Here is a 2,702-nt window from a genome sequence, read left to right on the forward strand (position 1 = left end):
GGCCCGCTCGTCGTCGAGGGCGCCGGCGGCGCGCTGGTGCCCGTCACGCGCGCGCTCCTCTACGCCGACCTGTTCGCCCGCTGGGGACATCGCGTGGTGATCGTCGCGCGCACCGGACTGGGGACGATCAACCACAGCCTGTTGACGATCGAGGCGTTGCGCGCGCGGGGCGTGCCGATCCTGGGGGTCGCCTTCAACGGCGATCCGGTCGAGGACAGCGAGGCGACGATCGCCGCGCTCGGCCGCGTCCGGCGGCTCGGCCGCCTGCCCCGCCTCCCGACGCTGACGGCCGAAACGCTGCGGGCGGCGTTCCTCGACGGCTTCCGGCTGGCGGACTTCGAATGACCACCTCGCCCATCTGGCACCCCTTCACCCAGCATGGCCTGGGCGAGCCGATCCCGCTCGTCACGCGGGGCGAGGGCGCGGCGCTGTTCACCGCCGACGGCCGGCGCGTGATCGACGCTATCTCGTCCTGGTGGGTGACGACGCACGGCCACGCGCACCCGCGCATCGCCGCCGCGATCGCCGAGCAGGCGGGCCGGCTGGATCAGATCATCTTCGCCGGCTGGACGCACGAGCCGGCCGAGACGCTTGCGGCGGGGCTGCGCGCGATCATGCCGCCCGAGCTGACCCGGGTGTTCTTCTCCGACTCGGGCTCCACCAGCGTCGAGGTCGCACTGAAGATGGCGCTCGGCTATTGGCTCCACCGGGGCGAGCCGCGCCACCGCATCCTGGTGTTGGAACATGGCTATCACGGCGACACGATCGGCGCGATGTCGGTCGGCGCGCGCGGCGTGTTCAACCGCGCCTATGCGCCGTTGCTGTTCGACGTCGAGACGCTGCCCTTCCCCGCCGCCGGCCAAGAGCAGGCGACGCTGGACGCGCTGGAGCACGCGTGCCGCGATGGCGCCGCCGCGCTGATCGTCGAGCCGCTGATCCTGGGCGCGGGCGGGATGCTGATCTATTCGGCCGCGACGCTGGCAGAGATGCGCCGCGTCTGCGCGCGCCACGACGTGCTGTTCATCGCGGACGAGGTGATGGCGGCCTGGGGCCGCACCGGCACGCTGCTCGCGTGCGAGCAGGCGGGCATCGTCCCCGATATCCTGTGCCTGTCCAAGGGGCTGACCGGCGGTGCGATCCCGCTGGCGGTGACGATGGCGACCGAGCCGGTCTTCGCCGCCCATTACGGGCCGGACCGGTCGACGATGTTCTTCCATTCGTCCAGCTACACCGCCAATCCGATCGCCTGCGCCGCCGCCAACGCCAATCTCGCGATCTGGCGCGAGGAGCCGGTGCTCCAACGCGTCGCCGACCTCGCCCGCCGTCAGGCCGACCGGCTCGCGGCCCTGGCATCGCTGTCGTCGATCGCCGGCGCGCGCCAGCTGGGCACGATCACCGCCATGGAGATCGGCGGCAACGCGGGCTATCTGTCCGATCGCGCGCCCCGCCTGCTGGCCTGCTTCCGCGAGCGGGACGTCCTGCTCCGGCCGCTGGGCAACACCGTGTACGTCATGCCGCCCTATTGCATCACGGACGCGGACCTGGCGGCGGTGTACCAGGCGATCGCGGAAGCCTGCGCGATCTGACGGTGGTCGGTCGACAAGGATCGGGGCGGCTGCGATAGGCGGACGATGGCCCGGTCCGACGTCCGCCCATCGCCGATCCGCCGGATCGCCATCGACCGGGGCGGCACGTTCACGGACGTGGTCGCGGAGCGGGCGGATGGCACCATCGCCGTCGCCAAGCTGCTGTCGATCGATCCGGGCAGGTACGACGACGCGGCGGTTGAGGCCGTGCGGCGGCTGACCGACACGCCCGAGGGGCCGCTGCCGCCGATCGAGGTGAGGATCGGGACGACGATCGCGACCAACGCGCTGCTGGAGCGGCAGGGCGAGCCGGTGCTGCTCGCGATCACGCGCGGCTTCGGCGACGCGCTCGCGATCGGCTATCAGGACCGGCCGGACATCTTCGCCCGCGCCATCCGCCGCCCCCCGCCCCTGCCCGACCGCGTCGTCGAGATCGACGAACGGGTCGATGTCGAGGGCCGCGTCGTGCGCGCGCTCGATCTGGCGGGGGCGGAGGCGGCCTTTCGCGCCGGGTTCGACGACGGCGTCCGCGCGATCGCGGTCGTGCTGATGCATGGCTGGCGTTATCCGGCGCACGAGGCGGCGCTGGCCGATCTGGCCGCGCGCATCGGCTTCACGCAGGTCTCCGCCAGCCACCGCGTGTCGCCGCTGATCCGGCTGATCGCGCGCGGTGACACGACGGTGGCGGACGCGTACCTGTCGCCGGTGCTGCGCCGCTATGTCGACGGGCTGGAGGCCGAGCTCGCCGGCGCGCCGCTGTTCATGCAATCGTCGGGCGGGCTCGCCCCGGCGCGCGCGGTCAGCGGCAAGGATGCCCTGCTCTCCGGGCCGGCGGGCGGGATCGTCGGCATGGCGGCGGCAGCCATGCGGTGCGGCGTCGCGCGCGTCATCGGCTTCGACATGGGCGGCACCTCGACCGACGGGTCGCTATGGGCGGGCGGGTTCGAGCGGCGGCAGGAGGCGGTGATCGGCGGCGTCCGCGTCTCCGCGCCGATGCTGCGGATCGACACGGTCGCGGCGGGCGGCGGCTCGATCTGCCGCTTCGACGGCGGCCGGTTCGTCGTCGGCCCGGAGTCGGCGGGCGCCGATCCGGGGCCGGCGAGCTATCGGCGCGGC

Annotated in this window: 3 protein-coding genes; all 3 read left to right on the forward strand. The window is 73.3% G+C overall.

Annotated elements, in window-relative coordinates; all coding sequences use genetic code 11:
• Positions 1 to 345, forward strand: a 345-nt coding sequence (gene bioD, locus HUU95_RS13610) for an ATP-dependent dethiobiotin synthetase BioD (protein WP_174280597.1), incomplete at its 5' end; no start/stop codon positions are given.
• On the forward strand, positions 342 to 1,586 hold the full coding sequence (locus HUU95_RS13615) for an adenosylmethionine--8-amino-7-oxononanoate transaminase (protein ID WP_174280598.1): 1,245 nt from the start codon (positions 342 to 344) through the stop codon (positions 1,584 to 1,586). The genes bioD and HUU95_RS13615, both read left to right, overlap by 4 nt.
• Positions 1,587 to 1,631: 45 nt before the next feature.
• On the forward strand, positions 1,632 to 2,702 hold a 1,071-nt coding region (locus HUU95_RS13620; RefSeq protein ID WP_302480132.1), incomplete at its 3' end, for a hydantoinase/oxoprolinase family protein.

The sequence above is a fragment of the Sphingomonas bacterium genome, from assembly GCF_903643065.1.
Lineage (GTDB): Bacteria > Pseudomonadota > Alphaproteobacteria > Sphingomonadales > Sphingomonadaceae > Sphingomonas.

What these genes read in the sequence shown, in the direction of transcription:
- HUU95_RS13615 (WP_174280598.1), top strand. Translation starts at nt 342, where the DNA reads ATGACCACCTCGCCCATCTGGCACCCCTTCACCCAGCATGGCCTGGGC.